This is a genomic window from Leclercia sp. M-A074-M (assembly GCF_965195605.1).
Lineage (GTDB): Bacteria > Pseudomonadota > Gammaproteobacteria > Enterobacterales > Enterobacteriaceae > Enterobacter.
Genome location: NZ_CBDAHM010000001.1, coordinates 1 through 13,716, shown reverse-complemented (window position 1 = coordinate 13,716; position 13,716 = coordinate 1). Strand labels below are relative to the sequence as shown.

Annotated in this window: 18 protein-coding genes and 1 other annotated feature; of the genes, 12 read left to right on the top strand and 6 right to left on the bottom strand. The window is 52.7% G+C overall.

Annotation, left to right across the window (positions count from 1 at the left end; all coding sequences use genetic code 11):
• Nucleotides 1-121: 121 nt before the first annotated feature.
• Nucleotides 122-790, bottom strand: coding sequence for a hexitol phosphatase HxpB (gene hxpB / locus ACOKCT_RS00090; RefSeq protein ID WP_103179296.1), 669 nt, complete (start codon nucleotides 788-790; stop codon nucleotides 122-124).
• A gap of 144 nt (nucleotides 791-934) precedes the next feature.
• On the opposite strand from hxpB, the gene ACOKCT_RS00085 reads away from it, so the two are divergent.
• Nucleotides 935-1,471, top strand: a complete 537-nt coding sequence (locus tag ACOKCT_RS00085; RefSeq protein WP_103179297.1) for a YniB family protein — start codon at nucleotides 935-937, stop codon at nucleotides 1,469-1,471.
• Between the two features lie 39 nt (nucleotides 1,472-1,510).
• On the opposite strand, the gene ACOKCT_RS00080 is transcribed toward ACOKCT_RS00085, so the two are convergent.
• The 3 genes from ACOKCT_RS00080 to pfkB form a co-directional block, all read right to left on the bottom strand.
• Nucleotides 1,511-2,371, bottom strand: coding sequence for a fructosamine kinase family protein (locus ACOKCT_RS00080; protein WP_103179298.1), 861 nt, complete (start codon nucleotides 2,369-2,371; stop codon nucleotides 1,511-1,513).
• A 105-nt stretch (nucleotides 2,372-2,476) separates the two neighbouring features.
• Nucleotides 2,477-2,767: a type V toxin-antitoxin system endoribonuclease antitoxin GhoS gene (gene ghoS / locus ACOKCT_RS00075; protein ID WP_103179299.1), complete on the bottom strand. Its 291-nt coding sequence runs from the start codon at nucleotides 2,765-2,767 to the stop codon at nucleotides 2,477-2,479.
• A gap of 87 nt (nucleotides 2,768-2,854) precedes the next feature.
• Nucleotides 2,855-3,787 (bottom strand): 6-phosphofructokinase II, encoded by a 933-nt coding sequence (gene pfkB, locus ACOKCT_RS00070; RefSeq protein ID WP_103179300.1) that lies wholly within the window; start codon nucleotides 3,785-3,787, stop codon nucleotides 2,855-2,857.
• Nucleotides 3,788-4,079: 292 nt separating this feature from the next.
• Between pfkB and ACOKCT_RS00065 the strand changes: the two genes are divergently transcribed.
• Both ACOKCT_RS00065 and ACOKCT_RS00060 read left to right on the top strand, forming a co-directional pair.
• Nucleotides 4,080-4,838 carry a DUF481 domain-containing protein gene (locus tag ACOKCT_RS00065; protein ID WP_103179301.1) on the top strand — a complete coding sequence of 253 codons (759 nt, stop codon included), beginning with the start codon at nucleotides 4,080-4,082 and terminating at the stop codon, nucleotides 4,836-4,838.
• A 256-nt stretch (nucleotides 4,839-5,094) separates the two neighbouring features.
• Nucleotides 5,095-5,328: a hypothetical protein gene (locus tag ACOKCT_RS00060; RefSeq protein ID WP_156654356.1), complete on the top strand. Its 234-nt coding sequence runs from the start codon at nucleotides 5,095-5,097 to the stop codon at nucleotides 5,326-5,328.
• A gap of 186 nt (nucleotides 5,329-5,514) precedes the next feature.
• On the opposite strand, the gene yniD is transcribed toward ACOKCT_RS00060, so the two are convergent.
• Nucleotides 5,515-5,622, bottom strand: a complete 108-nt coding sequence (yniD, locus tag ACOKCT_RS00055; RefSeq protein WP_103179303.1) for a small membrane protein YniD — start codon at nucleotides 5,620-5,622, stop codon at nucleotides 5,515-5,517.
• A gap of 100 nt (nucleotides 5,623-5,722) precedes the next feature.
• Nucleotides 5,723-5,815: a stress response membrane protein YncL gene (gene yncL / locus ACOKCT_RS00050; protein WP_103179304.1), complete on the bottom strand. Its 93-nt coding sequence runs from the start codon at nucleotides 5,813-5,815 to the stop codon at nucleotides 5,723-5,725.
• 327 nt (nucleotides 5,816-6,142) lie between these two features.
• Here yncL and thrS point away from each other — a divergent pair, with 327 nt between their 5' ends.
• The 9 genes from thrS to ACOKCT_RS00005 all read left to right on the top strand — a co-directional run.
• Complete coding sequence (gene thrS / locus ACOKCT_RS00045) at nucleotides 6,143-8,071, top strand: threonine--tRNA ligase (protein ID WP_103179305.1); 1,929 nt, start codon at nucleotides 6,143-6,145, stop codon at nucleotides 8,069-8,071.
• A 3-nt stretch (nucleotides 8,072-8,074) separates the two neighbouring features.
• Nucleotides 8,075-8,617 (top strand): translation initiation factor IF-3, encoded by a 543-nt coding sequence (gene infC / locus ACOKCT_RS00040; protein WP_023616141.1) that lies wholly within the window; start codon nucleotides 8,075-8,077, stop codon nucleotides 8,615-8,617.
• A gap of 97 nt (nucleotides 8,618-8,714) precedes the next feature.
• On the top strand, nucleotides 8,715-8,912 hold the full coding sequence (rpmI, locus tag ACOKCT_RS00035; protein ID WP_001124225.1) for a 50S ribosomal protein L35: 198 nt from the start codon (nucleotides 8,715-8,717) through the stop codon (nucleotides 8,910-8,912).
• A gap of 50 nt (nucleotides 8,913-8,962) precedes the next feature.
• Nucleotides 8,963-9,319 (top strand): 50S ribosomal protein L20, encoded by a 357-nt coding sequence (rplT, locus tag ACOKCT_RS00030; RefSeq protein WP_000124850.1) that lies wholly within the window; start codon nucleotides 8,963-8,965, stop codon nucleotides 9,317-9,319.
• A 117-nt stretch (nucleotides 9,320-9,436) separates the two neighbouring features.
• Nucleotides 9,437-9,560, top strand: a sequence feature (Phe leader region).
• Nucleotides 9,442-9,486 carry a pheST operon leader peptide PheM gene (gene pheM, locus ACOKCT_RS00025; protein ID WP_001386830.1) on the top strand — a complete coding sequence of 15 codons (45 nt, stop codon included), beginning with the start codon at nucleotides 9,442-9,444 and terminating at the stop codon, nucleotides 9,484-9,486. Its footprint overlaps the feature before it by 45 nt.
• Before the next feature lie 40 nt (nucleotides 9,561-9,600).
• Complete coding sequence (gene pheS / locus ACOKCT_RS00020; RefSeq protein ID WP_103179306.1) at nucleotides 9,601-10,584, top strand: phenylalanine--tRNA ligase subunit alpha; 984 nt, start codon at nucleotides 9,601-9,603, stop codon at nucleotides 10,582-10,584.
• 15 nt (nucleotides 10,585-10,599) lie between these two features.
• Entirely contained in the window at nucleotides 10,600-12,987 is a 2,388-nt protein-coding gene (pheT, locus tag ACOKCT_RS00015) for a phenylalanine--tRNA ligase subunit beta (protein WP_159339074.1), read from the top strand.
• 4 nt (nucleotides 12,988-12,991) lie between these two features.
• Nucleotides 12,992-13,291, top strand: a complete 300-nt coding sequence (ihfA, locus tag ACOKCT_RS00010; RefSeq protein ID WP_006820203.1) for an integration host factor subunit alpha — start codon at nucleotides 12,992-12,994, stop codon at nucleotides 13,289-13,291.
• Nucleotides 13,292-13,392: 101 nt separating this feature from the next.
• Nucleotides 13,393-13,716 (top strand): iron chelate uptake ABC transporter family permease subunit (locus ACOKCT_RS00005; RefSeq protein ID WP_420193026.1); only part of this gene is annotated, 324 nt, incomplete at its 3' end.

Genomic DNA, 13,716 nt, shown 5'->3' with positions numbered 1-13,716 from the left:
GTTGTTCTGAGGTAAGCATAGAATCAGTTATCAGGAAGATCAAATTAAAATGAAATGGTGTTTCAAAAATTTTTAAGGCGGTCATGTTTGCGGGCAACAGGGTGCTGCCCGCCAGTGACCATTACCCGCGCAGATGCGCCACGGTAAGTGCCTGCAGGGAGGTCAGTTTGACATCGGCCAGTGCGTAACGCGCATCGTGCTGGTTCTCTTCCGCAGGAACAACAATTGAGCGCATCCGGGCCGCTTTACTGGCAATCATGCCATTTACCGAGTCTTCCAGCGCCACGCAGGCGGTCGGGTCGACGCCCAGTTTCGCAGCGCAATCCATATAGACCTGCGGATGCGGCTTGCTGTACGGGAGCTTTTCTGCCGAGGCCAGCGCGTCGAAGCTGTCGCGCAGATCGAACATGATCAGCACCTTCTCCAGCATATGCAGCGGCGAGGCGGAGGCCAGACCGACCTTCAGTCCCTGCTCTTTACAGAGTAATACGGCCTCACGCGCGCCTTTGAGTAAGGGACGGGTCTCTTCCACCAGCGTAATGGCGCGGTTGATAATGCGATCGGTCACTTCATCCCGGCCTGGACCTACCCACGGCTGGTGGGCGTACCAGAGATCAACCACCATATCGATGCGCAGGCCGAGGGTATCCGGCAGCTCGTGACGGCGGCTGATATCCACACCCAGGCTCGCCATTACATCCAGTTCAGCCCGATCCCACAGCGGCTCAGAATCAATCAGTAATCCATCCATATCAAAAATGGCAGCAACAATTTGACGTGGCGTCGACATGCAACCTCTCCTTTCGTTGGTTTTAGCAGCGGTAAGCGCTACCTCACCCTGGCAATTTAGCATATCGCCAGTAAAGAGCGGGCGAAAATGAGATCCAGCAGGTAAACTTAGCCACAAAGGATGTAATTTCATAATGAGGAACCCATGACATATCAACAAGCTGGTCGCGTTGCGATACTGAAACAGATCGCCGGATGGGTGATTTTTATCCCATCAGTTATCTCGACCATTATTTCTGTTCTGAAATTTATCTATGACCACAGCGAGAAGCAGGCCGGGATTAATGCCGTGATGCTTGATTTTGCCCATGTCATGATTGAGATGATGCGGTTCAATACCCCATTCCTGAACTTTTTCTGGTACAACTCGCCGACGCCTGATTTTCGGCAGGGGATGAACATCGCGTTCTGGATTATTTTTGCCCTGATCTTTATTGCCCTCGCGCTGCAGGCCTCGGGAGCGCGGATGCGCCGCCAGACGCGCATGATCCGCGAAGGTTTGGAGGCGCAGCTGATTCTGGAGAAAGCGAGAGGGGAGGAGGGCTTGACCCGTGAGCAGATCGAATCACGTATTGTGGTACCGAATAACACTATTTTCCTGCAAATATTCACGCTCTACGTGCTGCCCGTGCTGATGATCGTCGCCGGGTATTTCCTGTTTTCGCTGCTCGGCCTGATCTAAGCGTTCGCTGCCGGGCGCTGAAGCCCGGCAGCCTGCGCGTTATGCCGCCAGTACCCGCTCCAGCGCTCGCTGCGCATTCACCATATGCTCCCCACCAAACAGAATGGCGCGGTTCATCAGCGTATAGAGCTGATACACCGGTTGCCTTTCCAGAAAATCTGCCGGCAGGGGTGATATCGACTGGTAGCCGTCGTAAATTTGCGGCGGCTGTTCAGGATGGAGCGGCAGCATGGCGAGATCGCACTCTCTGTCTCCCCAGTAACAGGCCGGGTCGAAGATGTAGGGGCCGTTCGGCCCCAGCGCGCAGTTGTCCGACCATAAATCGCCATGCAGCAGCGAAGGCTGCGGCTGGTGCGAGGCCAGGCGCTGCTGAATATGATCGACAATGGCGTCAATATTGCCGAACGCCAGCCCTTTTTCCGCTGCCAGCTCCAGCTGCCAGCCGATGCGCTGTTCGGCAAAGAAGGTTGACCAGCGTCGCTGCCAGGCGTTGGGTTGTGGCGTGGTGGAGAGGTCATTGTCAAAATCGAGGCCAAACTGTGGTTGCTCGCTCCACTGATGCAGGCGGGCGATTTGCTGCCCCAGAATAAAGGCATTATGCGCGTCGAGCGGGCGGGGAGGGAGATAGTCCATCACCAGGAAACTGTAGTCACGATCGCTACCGACGGCCCGGACTGTAGGAACAGATACGGTTTTGCTGCGGGAGAGCAGTTCCAGCTGATCGGCTTCTGCTGTGAATATCGGTAACAGTTCACGTTCGTCACATTTTACGAAGAGATCGAGGCCTGCATAGCGCAGATGCCACGCGGCGTGGATTTCGCCTCCTGGCAGCTCATTACGCAGTTCAATTTCACCTTCGCCCAACTGTTCACTCAAAAGATGACTGATAGCCTGCCACATGATCGCTCTCCCATGTTGTCTGCCAGATCATAAAGTTAGCGTGAAACTATGGTAAAAAAATACGAGCTAACGCACAGTTGGGCCGTTTGGTTGGCCCTCGGGCATTTATTGTTGCTCTTTTTGCCAGTTTTCCCAGCGCGTGACTTCAACCTGCGGCTCTTTCCCGGTTGCGCTCTCAACCAGCCCCGACGCCAGCGCCTTCACCTCGTCTTCACCCAGCGGGGTAACCAGACCATAAGTATGGGTGCCCAGCTCATGCAGCGTGCCCTCATCGTCAGTCATGGTCAGTAAAAAACCTCCGCGGGTGAGGTTGTTGTTCATTTCGTTGAGCTCGGTCAGCGTATCTTCATGCACTTTAATGGTTACCACGTAGCGCGCGATCTCTCCACTACTCATCATTCACCTCGTTGTTATCCCGAAATTTTTTAGCATAGTCGATTCATGCTATTTGTCGCCCTCGCCGGCTAACCGGGAGGGCTGTCATTACGCATTTGCCAGATACTTGAATATTTTTTGCGTGTCTTCCAGCGAGCAGAGTCGGGTGCCGTGATTGATGGTCGCCGCGCTGCCTGCTGCCACCCCGTACTGGGTCATCTCCCGTAAGGATGCGCCCTGCGCCAGTTTCAGGGTCATGGCGCCGACCATGCTGTCACCTGCGCCGACGGTGCTCTGGCTTTTCATCGGCGGCGGTACCACTTGTACCGAGCCGGTTTCATCAACGGCCAGCGCCCCCTGCGGTCCCAGGGAGACGACGACCCGCCGCGCTTTGCCGCTTTTCACTAACTCCTCGGCGGCCTTACGCACATCGTCTGGCTGGCTGAGGTCACGATTGACCAGCGCGCTCAGCTCTTTCTGGTTAGGTTTTACCAGCTCAATATTGCCAAGCGTCAGTGCGGCGCTGAGCGCCTCCCCGGAGCTGTCGACAATGCAGCGAATGCCGTTCTGCTGGGCAGCGCGGATCAGCTGCGTCAGTTTTTCGGTTTTCACACCCGGTGGCAGACTGCCGCTGATAACCAGCAATGCGCCGCTTTCGATGGCCAGCACTTTCTCTTCAAGCTGGCGAAACTCATCTTCGCTTAATGTCGCACCAGGCATCACAAAGCGGTATTGCTCGTTAGAGGATTCAACGTGAACATGCAGGTTTTGCCGGGTCCAGTCCCGGGCCTCAACCGTATCGACGGCAACCTGCTCGTCGGCAAGGAGTGAGACGAGATGTTCGCCCGTCGCACCGCCCGCGGGGAAGATGGCTGTGGCTTTTCCGCCAAGGTGCGTAATAGCGCGGGCGACGTTAATGCCGCCGCCGCCGGGCTCAAAGACCGGCACGCTGCAGCGGAGTTTACCTTCAGGATAGATTTGTGCCGTCAGGGTAGCGCTGTCCAGGGAAGGGGAGAGCGTCAACGTAAAAATACGATCCATGCTTATCTCCTGTAAGTGAGGTTTGCATTAAGCCTGGCACCGAACCCACAGAAGCGAAAGAAATAACAATATGATTTCTAATATAAATATCTTTACGTAACGTGACTGTTTTTTATAAATATTAGAGGGCTTTGAGATCGTTCTTATTCCAAAAATGAAACAAGAAATCATTGCTATGTTATTTGAGCCTTTTTATAATTTGTTACCTTTCCAAGGATCCCATGGCATTGATCCGCAAGAAAGTTTCCGGGACCGTAATGGTCTCTTTTTTTGTTGTACGGACTCTTTATAAATGAAGCTCTTAAAGACAGTACCCGCTGCGATGATGTTAGCGGGAGGCCTGCTTGCGTCAATGAATGCAGCAGCCGATGATTCCGTTTTTACTGTCATGGATGATCCCTCCACTGCACAGAAACCCTTCGAAGGCAACCTTAACGCAGGTTATCTGGCGCAATCGGGCAATACGAAAAGCTCCTCCCTGACCGCAGACACCACCCTGACCTGGTACGGCAATACTACCGCCTGGTCGCTGTGGGGTAACGCAAGTAACACCTCTTCTAACGATGAGCGTTCTTCCGAGAAATATGCGGTAGGTGGGCGTAGCCGTTTCAATGTGACCGACTATGACTATCTGTTTGGCCAGGCAAGCTGGTTAACCGATCGCTATAACGGCTATCGTGAGCGTGACGTTGCGACCGCCGGTTACGGTCGGCAGTTCCTGAACGGTCCGGTACACAGCTTCCGCTTTGAATTTGGTCCGGGCGTACGTTATGACGAATACACTGACGGCGACACGGAAACTCAGCCGCTGGGCTACGCGTCCGGAACCTATGCATGGCAGATGACCGATAACGCGAAATTCAGCCAGGGCGTTTCTGTCTTTGGCGCTGACGACACCACCGTCAACTCCGAAACCGCGCTTAACGTGGCAATCAACGCCCATTTCGGGCTGAAAGTTGCATACAATGTGACCTGGAACTCCGAGCCGCCAGCGTCTGCGCCGGAACACACCGATCGCAGAACCACCGTCTCTCTGGGCTACAAAATGTAATTATCGCGGGCCAAGAATATATTGGCCCGTTTTTGATTTTTGTGCTGATAAATAATAAACACTGTTTTAGAATATAGCGGCAGCCGATATCTCCATATTCTCTCCATAATTCCTCGCTTCGTTAACTATTCAGTTTATTTGACACGAATTGATAAATATTTTGACTATGCAAAAGTGTGATCCAGATCTAAACTATGAACACAGGCTAGATATTGCCTTAAGTTGGTCTGTATTAATTCAGTAAGAGAAAAACATTATGAATAAAATCGCAACTGCATCTGCAGCATTGGTGCTTTCTGCACTGTCATTCGGCGCATTTGCCGCTGACGCTGTATATAACTCTGCCAGTGACACCTCTACACAAATCGGCATTACCAAAGCCTCTGATGTAGAAGCCGGATCAAACATCGCCCCGGGTTCGCAATCTACCGGGCAGTCCATGGATGACGCATTCGACGTGCATAAACTGGTCGCCGGGGAATGGTCCTGATCGATTTGTCAGATTATCTCCATTCATTTACGGGCTGTTATTGCCACTAAAAAAACCGGATTTTGATGTGCCGGTTTTTTTATTTTTGTCATTTTTGTAAAGTTATATAGAACGCGATTTTATATTCGCGCCATTATTACCTACAAGACGCGAAATACCGTTATGGCGTAGGGGAAGGCGAGACGATTAACCCCAAAGCATTGCCGCCCAGCGTAATAACAGCATGGCAACGCAGATGGCGATTAACACAATCACCATCTTCCAGTGTTTTTTTGTAAAGCGTTTCGTTGGCATCCGATCATCCTTGTTCATTGATTCATGGAGTTTACCAAAGAACAAAGATAATTGCGCTTCACCGGGATGCTACATCCTCAGGCGCCTGCAACAACACGCGTCAAAACCAGTGAAACTTATCTGCCAGAATGACGAGTAAGGCGGTGGCAGAAAGAATGTTCAGGATAACGACTGTTTTGCTGGATACGTTCATAATTTGCCCCATGGAATGTTGAAGGAACTTTTCAAGAATAGCTTAGCAGCCCGCTATTGCGAGCAGCTGTCTGAAATTCCACGTCAAACTCATGCAAAAGTACTAACGCGTTCATTCTGCCTGTAAAGGGTGTTTTCACCCTTTTGTTAGTGTTACCATCTTCGGGCTGATCGTAAATTGTCATTTATCTGATTTCGATCCTGTGCATGGTTGCGGGCCAATTTGACGATTGTTGGTCAGATGGTTTTGCAATCCACTGTAAATTAAAGATTATTTTCTTTGCATATGCTCTTATGTGTGGGGCATCACTGCAAATAAGGATATAAAATGCCTGTTATTACTCTTCCTGATGGTAGCCAACGCCATTTTGACCGCGCCGTCAGCCCAATGGATGTTGCGCTGGATATCGGCCCGGGACTGGCGAAAGCCACTATTGCTGGCCGCGTAGATGGTGAGCTGGTTGATGCTTCCGATTTAATTGAAAACGATGCGAAGCTGTCGATCATCACCGCGAAAGACGAAGAAGGTCTGGAGATCATTCGTCACTCCTGCGCACACCTGCTCGGTCATGCGATCAAACAGCTGTGGCCTCACACCAAAATGGCTATCGGCCCGGTTATCGACAACGGCTTCTACTATGACGTTGACCTTGACCACACCCTGACCCAGGAAGATATCGAAGCCCTCGAAAAGCGTATGCACGAGCTGGCTGAGAGCAACTATGACGTCATTAAGAAGAAAGTGAGCTGGCACGAAGCGCGTGAAACCTTCGTGAAGCGTGGTGAAACCTACAAAGTCACTATTCTTGATGAAAACATTGCCCATGATGATAAGCCTGGCTTGTATCATCATGAAGAATATGTCGACATGTGCCGTGGACCGCACGTGCCGAACATGCGTTTCTGCCATCACTTCAAGCTGATGAAGACCGCAGGCGCTTACTGGCGTGGCGACAGCAACAATAAGATGCTGCAACGCATTTACGGTACCGCCTGGGCCGACAAAAAAGCCCTGAACGCGTACCTGCAGCGTCTGGAAGAAGCGGCGAAGCGTGACCACCGTAAAATCGGTAAACAGCTCGACCTGTATCACATGCAGGAAGAGGCGCCGGGTATGGTGTTCTGGCATAACGATGGCTGGACTATCTTCCGCGAACTGGAGACGTTCGTACGCTCCAAGCTGAAAGAGTACCAGTATCAGGAAGTGAAAGGCCCGTTCATGATGGACCGTGTGCTGTGGGAAAAAACCGGCCACTGGGACAACTACAAAGATGCAATGTTCACCACCTCTTCTGAGAACCGTGAATACTGCATTAAGCCGATGAACTGTCCGGGTCACGTTCAGATCTTCAACCAGGGTCTGAAATCCTACCGCGACCTGCCGCTGCGTATGGCGGAGTTCGGTAGCTGCCACCGTAACGAGCCATCAGGCGCGCTGCATGGCCTGATGCGTGTTCGTGGCTTTACGCAGGATGACGCGCATATCTTCTGTACTGAAGATCAGGTGCGTGATGAAGTTAACGCCTGTATTCGTATGGTCTACGATATGTACAGCACCTTTGGCTTCGAGAAGATCGTGGTCAAACTCTCAACTCGTCCTGAAAAACGTATCGGCAGTGACGAGACCTGGGATCGTGCTGAGGCGGACCTGGCCGTCGCGCTGGAAGAGAACGGTATCCCGTTTGAATACCAGCTGGGCGAAGGCGCATTTTACGGTCCGAAAATTGAATTTACCCTGTATGACTGCCTCGATCGTGCATGGCAATGCGGTACTGTACAGCTGGACTTCTCCCTGCCGCAGCGTTTAAGCGCCTCTTACGTTGGCGAAGACAACGAGCGTCAGGTTCCGGTAATGATTCACCGTGCGATTCTCGGTTCTCTGGAGCGCTTCATCGGCATCCTGACCGAAGAGTTCGCTGGCTTCTTCCCAACCTGGCTTGCGCCGGTGCAGGTAGTGGTGATGAACATTACCGATTCTCAGGCTGATTACGTTAAAGAATTGACGCAGAAACTACAAAATGCGGGCATTCGCGTAAAAGCAGACTTGAGAAATGAGAAGATTGGCTTTAAAATCCGCGAGCACACTTTACGTCGTGTCCCGTATATGTTGGTCTGTGGTGATAAAGAGGTGGAAGCAGGCAAAGTTGCCGTTCGCACCCGCCGTGGTAAAGACCTGGGCAGCCTGGACGTAAGTGAAGTGATTGAGAAGCTGCAACAAGAGATTCGCAGTCGCAGTCTTCAACAACTGGAGGAATAAGGTATTAAAGGCGGAAAACGAGTTCAAACGGCACGTCCGAATCGTATCAATGGCGAGATTCGCGCCCAGGAAGTTCGCTTAACAGGTCTGGAAGGCGAGCAGTTGGGGATTGTGAGTCTGAGAGAAGCAATCGAAAAGGCTGAAGAAGCTGGAGTAGATTTAGTTGAAATCAGCCCTAACGCCGAACCGCCAGTTTGTCGTATCATGGACTACGGCAAGTTCCTTTATGAAAAGAGTAAGTCTTCTAAGGAACAGAAGAAGAAGCAAAAAGTTATCCAGGTTAAGGAAATTAAATTCCGTCCTGGTACCGACGATGGCGATTATCAGGTAAAACTCCGCAGCCTGATTCGCTTTCTGGAAGATGGCGATAAGGCCAAGATCACGCTGCGTTTCCGCGGTCGTGAGATGGCCCACCAACAGATCGGTATGGAAGTGCTTAACCGCGTCCGTGACGATCTGAGTGAACTGGCAGTAGTCGAATCCTTCCCTACGAAGATCGAAGGCCGCCAGATGATCATGGTGCTCGCTCCTAAGAAGAAACAGTAAGGCCTTCAAGTAGCAATTCCTGTGGAGCCGACAGGCTTCGCAGGTTTTGTTCGCCTACGTTTCGTTTATTTAACAATGCGAAGTGGAAGTTATTAAAATGCCAAAAATTAAGACCGTACGCGGTGCTGCTAAGCGCTTCAAAAAAACCGGTAAAGGTGGTTTTAAGCACAAGCACGCTAACCTGCGTCACATTCTGACTAAGAAAGCTACCAAGCGTAAACGTCACCTGCGTCCAAAAGCCATGGTTTCTAAAGGCGATCTGGGCCTGGTAATCGCGTGCCTGCCGTACGCATAAGTCGTTAACGTTTAACTTTTTTAACTTAGAATAGATACAGGAGAGCACACATGGCTCGCGTAAAACGTGGTGTAATTGCACGTGCACGTCACAAGAAAATTTTGAAACAAGCTAAAGGCTACTACGGTGCGCGTTCACGCGTATACCGCGTTGCCTTCCAGGCTGTTATCAAAGCTGGTCAGTACGCTTACCGTGACCGTCGTCAGCGTAAGCGTCAGTTCCGTCAACTGTGGATTGCGCGTATCAACGCAGCAGCACGTCAGAACGGTATTTCTTACAGCAAATTCATCAACGGCCTGAAAAAAGCCTCTGTTGAAATCGACCGTAAGATCCTGGCTGACATCGCAGTATTCGACAAAGTAGCGTTCACCGCTCTGGTCGAAAAAGCGAAAGCAGCTCTGGCATAAGCCAGTTGAAAGGGGGAGCTCTGCTCCCTCTTTTCGTTTCAACAGCATCAAAACATTGACAATTTTCTGGCGACCCTTTTCAATAGGGCGACAGGTCCCATACCACACAAGGTAACGCAAGCATGAATGCTGCTATTTTCCGCTTCTTCTTTTACTTTAGCACCTGACATCAGGAGGCTAGCGCGTGAAAGACGAAACGGAAAACAGCGCCAGAAAGCCTCCTGATGGAGGCTTTTTTCGTATCTGCCGCTTGTAAATATCGCTACATAACGAGGAAAACCATGTCACATCTCGCAGAGCTGGTTGCCAGTGCAACGGCCGCCATTAACCAGGCCTCAGATGTTGCCGCGTTAGACAATGTCCGCGTGGAATATCTGGGCAAGAAAGGGCAATTGACCCTTCAAATGACTACCCTGCGTGAATTGCCGCCAGAAGAGCGCCCGGCTGCAGGTGCGGTAATTAACGAAGCCAAAGAGCAGGTTCAGCAGGCGCTGAACGAGCGTAAAAACGCGCTGGAAAGCGCTGCGCTGAATGCGCGTCTGGCTGCAGAAACCATCGACGTCTCCCTGCCGGGTCGTCGTATTGAAAACGGTGGTCTGCATCCGGTCACGCGGACTATCGACCGCATTGAAAGTTTCTTCGGTGAGCTCGGCTTTACCGTGGCGACCGGCCCGGAAATCGAAGACGATTACCATAACTTCGATGCCCTGAATATCCCAGGCCATCACCCGGCACGTGCTGACCACGACACTTTCTGGTTCGATGCTACCCGTCTGCTGCGTACCCAGACCTCTGGCGTACAGATCCGTACCATGAAAGAGAAGCAGCCGCCAATCCGCATTATCGCGCCGGGCCGCGTCTATCGTAACGACTACGACCAGACCCACACCCCGATGTTCCACCAGATGGAAGGGCTGATCGTGGATAAAAACATCAGCTTTACCAACCTGAAAGGTACTCTGCACGACTTCCTGAGCAACTTCTTTGAAGAAGATCTGCAGATCCGTTTCCGTCCTTCCTACTTCCCGTTCACTGAACCTTCTGCCGAAGTTGACGTGATGGGTAAAAACGGCAAATGGCTGGAAGTGCTGGGCTGCGGCATGGTGCACCCGAACGTCCTGCGTAACGTTGGCATCGATCCGGAAGTTTACTCCGGCTTTGCGTTCGGTATGGGGATGGAGCGCCTGACCATGCTGCGTTATGGCGTGACCGACTTACGCGCTTTCTTCGAAAACGATTTGCGTTTCCTCAAACAGTTTAAATAAGGGCAGGACAGAACAATGAAATTCAGTGAACTGTGGTTACGCGAATGGGTAAACACCGCGCTCGACAGCGAGGCGCTCTCTAACCAGATCACCATGGCAGGCCTGGAAGTGGACGGCGTTGAGCCGGTTGCAGGTGCGTTTAATGGCGTGGTTGTGGGTGAAGTGGTGGAGTGCGGCCAGCACCCGAATGCAGACAAACTGCGTGTCACCAAAGTGAACGTGGGCGGCGAACGCCTGCTGGATATCGTCTGCGGCGCGCCAAACTGCCGTCAGGGCCTGAAGGTAGCCGTGGCCACCGTTGGGGCGGTACTGCCTGGCGATTTCAAAATTAAAGCGGCGAAACTGCGCGGCGAGCCGTCTGAAGGCATGCTGTGCTCTTACTCTGAGCTGGGTATTTCTGACGACCACTCTGGCATCATTGAGCTGCCAGCAGATGCCCCGATCGGTACCGACCTGCGCGAATACCTGAAGCTCGATGACAACACCATCGAAATCAGCGTGACGCCGAACCGTGCCGACTGCTTAGGCATTATCGGCGTTGCGCGCGACGTCGCTGTGCTGAACCAGACCGAACTGAACGTGCCAGAGATTGCACCGGTTGCTGCCACCATCAACGATACGGTATCGATTCAGGTTGACGCACCAGAGGCCTGTCCGCGCTACCTTGGCCGTGTGGTTAAAGGCATTAACGTTAAGGCGCCTACTCCGCTGTGGATGAAAGAGAAGCTGCGCCGCTGCGGCATCCGCTCCATCGATGCCGTGGTAGATGTGACCAACTACGTTCTGCTGGAGCTGGGTCAGCCAATGCACGCGTTCGATAAAGATCGCATTGAAGGCGGCATTGTGGTTCGTATGGCGAAAGAGGGCGAGACCCTGGTTCTGCTCGACGGCAGCGAAGCCAAACTCAATGCCGACACGCTGGTGATTGCCGACCATGGCCAGGCGCTGGCGATGGGCGGGATCTTTGGCGGCGACCACTCCGGCGTGAACGATGAAACCCAGAACGTGCTGCTGGAATGCGCCTTCTTCAGCCCGCTCTCCATTACCGGTCGCGCACGTCGTCACGGCCTGCATACCGACGCTTCTCACCGCTATGAGCGCGGCGTCGATCCGGCGCTGCAGTACAAAGCGATGGAGCGCGCTACCCGCCTGCTGATCGACATCTGCGGTGGCGAAGCCGGTCCGGTTATTGACGTGACCAGCGAGGCGCATCTGCCGAAGCCTGCGACCATCACCCTGCGCCGCAGCAAACTGGATCGCCTGATTGGCCACCACATTGCCGATGCGCAGGTGAGCGACATTCTGCGTCGTCTGGGCTGTGAAGTAACCGAAGGCCAGGACCAGTGGACAGCCGTTGCGCCAAGCTGGCGTTTCGATATGGAGATCGAAGAAGATCTGGTGGAAGAGGTGGCCCGCGTTTACGGCTACAACAATATTCCTGATGAGCCGGTACAGGCTGGCCTGGTGATGGGCTCCCACCGTGAAGCTGACCTCTCTCTGAAGCGTGTGAAGACCATGCTGAACGATAAAGGCTACCAGGAAGTGATCACCTACAGCTTCGTTGACCCTAAAGTGCAGCAGCTGATCCACCCGGGCCAGGAAGCGTTGATCCTGCCAAGCCCAATCTCCAGCGAGATGTCCGCGATGCGCCTGTCGCTGCTGACCGGCCTGCTGACTACCATCGTCTACAACCAGAACCGTCAGCAGAGCCGCGTACGCATTTTCGAAACCGGTCTGCGCTTTGTGCCGGACACTCAGGCGAACCTGGGTATCCGTCAGGATCTGATGCTGGCGGGCGCTATCTGCGGCAACCGCTATGAAGAGCACTGGGATCTCAGTAAAAACAGCGTTGATTATTACGATCTGAAAGGCGATCTGGAAGCTGTACTGGAACTTACCGGTAAATTGTCTGAAATTGAGTTCCGTGCTGAAGCTATTCCTGCGCTGCATCCGGGGCAAAGTGCCGCGATTTATCTGAAAGGTGAACGCGTTGGTTTCATTGGTGTTGTACATCCGGAACTGGAACGCAAACTCGATCTCAATGGCCGTACACTGGCGTTTGAGCTGGAGTGGAACAAGGTCGCAGACCGCGTCATTCCTCAGGCTCAGGAGATTTCTCGCTTCCCGGCAAACCGTCGTGATATCGCCGTTGTCGTGGCTGAAAATGTGCCTGCCGCAGATATTTTGGCCGAATGTAAGAAAGTTGGCGTAAATCAGGTAGTTGGCGTAAACTTATTTGACGTGTACCGCGGCAAGGGCGTGGCAGAGGGCTTTAAGAGCCTGGCTATCAGCCTGATCCTTCAGGATACCAGCCGTACACTCGAAGAAGAGGAGATTGCCGCTACCGTTGCCAAATGTGTAGAGGCATTAAAAGAGCGATTCCAGGCATCATTGAGGGATTGAACCTATGGCGCTTACAAAAGCTGAAATGTCCGAATATCTGTTTGATAAGCTTGGGCTTAGCAAACGGGATGCCAAAGAGCTGGTTGAGCTGTTTTTCGAAGAGATCCGTCGCGCTCTGGAAAACGGTGAGCAGGTGAAACTCTCCGGCTTTGGTAACTTTGATTTGCGCGACAAGAATCAACGTCCGGGTCGTAACCCGAAGACGGGTGAGGATATTCCCATTACGGCTCGCCGCGTGGTGACCTTCAGACCCGGCCAGAAGTTAAAAAGCCGTGTCGAAAACGCTTCACCCAAAGCAGAGTGAGATGATCTAACTAAAAAGGCCGCGAAAGCGGCCTTTTTTCTTTGCGCTGCTGTAAACCCACCGTAAAATCAACTACATCTTTTTCCCGCAAAATGATTCCAATGTCTGAATTTGCCCGTCTGCAATACCGTTCCGATCTACGTAAAGTGCTCTTACTGCTGCTGGCGCTGATCACTGCGCTAGGGCTGAGCCTCTGTGCGGGCGAGCAATGGATCGGGCCGCAGTCGTGGTTTACGCCGCAGGGGGAGCTCTTTATCTGGCAAATCCGCCTGCCGCGCACGCTGGCCGTGGTGCTGGTGGGCGCTGCGCTGGCGCTAAGCGGGACAATTATGCAGGCGCTGTTTGATAATCCGCTGGCGGAGCCTGGCTTACTGGGCGTTTCGAACGGGGCGGGGGTCGGGTTGATTGCCGCAGTAATGCTGGGT